The sequence below is a fragment of the Mediterraneibacter sp. genome (assembly GCF_030825015.1).
Taxonomy (GTDB): Bacteria; Bacillota; Clostridia; order Lachnospirales; family Lachnospiraceae; genus Mediterraneibacter.
The window spans coordinates 1-3,022 of the sequence record NZ_JAPJQP010000039.1; the positions used below are offsets into that span (position 1 = coordinate 1).

The following is a 3,022-nucleotide window of genomic DNA, read 5'->3' on the forward strand; positions in this document are numbered from 1 at the left end:
CTGCGACCTCCTGGTCCCAAACCAGGCGCTCTAGCCAAGCTGAGCCACACCCCGGCGTTACTACGTTCCTGTCTCTCCCGTAGCGCAATGCCTATTATATTATAAGGTTTTCAGATTGTCAATAACTTTTTTTCACTTTTTTTAGTTTTTATTTTGTTTTTTTATTTCCCCCCTGAAAACCTTGGCTCATCGCCCTTTTCAAATGATTTTTCATTCATCTAAATACTTCTGCTCAAACCTGATCTTCCGGTCTTCATCAATTTCCATAATCATATAACTGCCTTTGCGGCCTTCCTGCCTCGGATAAGCCAAACTTCCGGGATTGAGCACTGTAATACCGTCTTTTTGCTCAAAATGCGGTTTATGCGTATGTCCGAACATGACAATATCTGCTTTTCTTGCCACGCCCTCTTCTCTTATATATTCCGTATCCAAAGACACATAATACGGATGCCCATGAGTGATAAATACCTTATATCCCCCAAGAATGAACTCTTCTTCCCGCGGAAGGTCTGAAAAGAAATCGTTATTTCCTTTCACCATATGCTTCTCACAATCTACTACGGAATCAATATAACTTTCTCCGCCTTCCACGTCTCCCAAGTGAATAAACAGATCGATTTTCCCTTCTTTTTCAAGTACACGGTCCAATCCCGTATGTCTGCCGTGTGTATCGCTGACTATCAACACCTTCATAACAAATCATCTCCGATTTTCCCTTTTAATCTGCGTTTTATCGCGCAGAGCGCTTTGCCTCTGTGACTCACTTCATTTTTTTGCTCCGGGTTAAGCTGCGCCGTCGTACATCCATACTCTGGGAGATAAAAGATCGGATCATATCCAAACCCGTGAGTTCCAGCCGCTTCATGCGCGATCTGCCCTTCAATCGTTTCCCGAACGACGTCTACACTTCCATCCGGGAACACTGCCGCCACTGCACATACAAACCTGGCTGTACGCTCTTCGTCAGGAACTCCTTCCAGCCGATCAAGAAAAATACGATTCTTAATATCATACGAAGTATCTTCTCCGGCAAATCTTGCGGAATAAATTCCCGGCGCTTTATCCAGATAATCAATCTCCAGCCCGGAATCATCTGCAAGCACAATATCATTCGTAAGAATTCTTGCTACCGCCCTTGCCTTAATCTCCGCATTTTCTTCAAAAGACATTCCATCTTCCACAATGTCGATATCGACTCCCGCCTCTTTCATCGACACGATCTCTGTATTCAGATCCGATAAAATCATTCGGATTTCTTTCATTTTATTTTCATTTCCCGTCGCAAATACAATTCTTCTTTTCATAATGCCTTCCTCTGTTCTCTCTGCAAAGCACTGCTTTTTTCCTTTTTCTTCTCCAACCGCGTTTCTCTTATATCCGATCTGTTATTTTGCAGATTTGCGCGGCGGCTTAGGCCCTTGAAACTGATAAAAATACGTGCGCAGCATTCCATTATAGATCTTCCGGTTTTTATCTGCCTTCCTGCCGAAATACCGCTCGGCCTCCTCGTAACTTGTAATCATATAAGCCGACCAGCTGTCTAACTTCTTAAACGCTTCTCCAAACTCCTTATACAGCTTCGGAAGCGCTTCTTTCTCTTCAAGACGCTCGCCGTAAGGTGGATTTGTAATAATAAATCCATATTTCTTCGGATGACTGAGATCCTTCACTTCTCTTTGCTGAAAATGGATCAGATGACCAACCCCCGCTTCTTCCGCATTTCTGCGGGCTGCGCGAAGAACGGAACCATCCGCATCATATCCTTGTATATCCGTCTCAATGTCATCATCAATCAGATCCGCCGCTTCATTGACCGCCTCATACCACGCTTTTTTTGCAATGATATTCGCCCATGTTTCCGCCGTAAAAGAGCGGTTCATTCCAGGAGCGATATTCGCCGCGATCATTGCCGCCTCAATCGGAAACGTACCGCTTCCGCAAAACGGATCTACGAGAATCCTGTCTTTTCTCCATGGCGTAAGCATGATGAGCGCCGCCGCCAGATTTTCGGCAATGGGAGCTTTCCCCGCTACCGGACGGTAACCTCTCTTATGGAGAGAAACACCGGTCGTATCAAGTCCTACAGTCACTGTATCTTTCATAAGAAACACTCGCACCGGATAAGATGCTCCCGTCTCTTCAAACCACTTGATCCCGTATTTCGCCCGCAATCTTTCAACCATCGCCTTTTTCATGATCGACTGAATATCAGACGGGCTGAACAGTTTACTTTTTACAGAAGCTGCTTTTGCAACCCAAAATTTGCCGTCTCTCGGTATGTAGTCCTCCCACGGCAGTTCTTTCGTTCTTTCAAACAGCTCGTCAAACGTCCTTGCCTGAAAGCTTCCGACTTTCATTAATACTCGTTCTGCAGTCCGCAAAAATATATTTGCCCTGCAAACTGCTTCTAAACCCCCGCGAAAAGTAACCCTTCCGTCTTCCACCTGCGCGATCTCGTATCCGAGCTGTTCGATTTCTCGTTTCAGCACTGACTCCAATCCGAAATGACACGGGGCGATCCATTCTATTTTATCCATGAACTATATCCGTCCTTACCTTTTTCTTCCTACAATATTACTATAAAAACAGGACAGAGTAAAGTTGAAGTTTACTCTGTCCCGCCATTGTTTCACCGGATATTTTATTTCACAAACAGATTTGAGAAATACCGGTCATTCCATCTTTGCTTTTAATATTTGTCAGACTCGTCAAACGCATCTCTGATCTTTCCGCAGTTTTTGTTTCCGCCGTAACTCATCGCGGATTTTGTGCTGTTTTTGCTTGCATTTTTACTTGCGTTTTTACTTGCATTTTTTGCAGCGCTCTTCTCAGAATTTTTACCGCAGTTCTGTGAATCTGAATAAGAAGAATAAGCGCCGTTTTTGGACTCTGCATTTTTTTCTGAATTATTTGCATTACTGTAGTTTTTAGCCATTGTATTTTCCTCCTGTTTTTTAATTCAAAAATAGTATTTCTCGTTCCCGATTTTTTTATTCCTCTTTTTATTTGTGTTTTTCTT

General features: G+C 43.6%; 4 protein-coding genes. All 4 read right to left on the bottom strand.

Translation table 11 applies throughout. The features are described from left to right. Positions 1–210: 210 nt before the first annotated feature. The gene (locus RCH61_RS09715; protein WP_178006813.1) at positions 211–696 is read right to left on the bottom strand and encodes a metallophosphoesterase family protein; all 486 of its coding nucleotides are present in this window, start codon (positions 694–696) and stop codon (positions 211–213) included. Beyond that, the gene (gene rdgB / locus RCH61_RS09720) at positions 693–1,307 is read right to left on the bottom strand and encodes an RdgB/HAM1 family non-canonical purine NTP pyrophosphatase (protein WP_178006815.1); all 615 of its coding nucleotides are present in this window, start codon (positions 1,305–1,307) and stop codon (positions 693–695) included. Before rdgB ends, RCH61_RS09715 begins: the two co-directional genes overlap by 4 nt. Positions 1,308–1,388: 81 nt before the next feature. Continuing rightward, positions 1,389–2,540 (bottom strand): THUMP domain-containing class I SAM-dependent RNA methyltransferase, encoded by a 1,152-nt coding sequence (locus tag RCH61_RS09725; protein WP_178006816.1) that lies wholly within the window; start codon positions 2,538–2,540, stop codon positions 1,389–1,391. A gap of 152 nt (positions 2,541–2,692) precedes the next feature. Continuing rightward, a complete protein-coding gene (locus RCH61_RS09730) occupies positions 2,693–2,938 on the bottom strand; it encodes a hypothetical protein (protein ID WP_306480600.1) in 246 nt (81 codons plus the stop codon). Positions 2,939–3,022 lie beyond the last annotated feature (84 nt).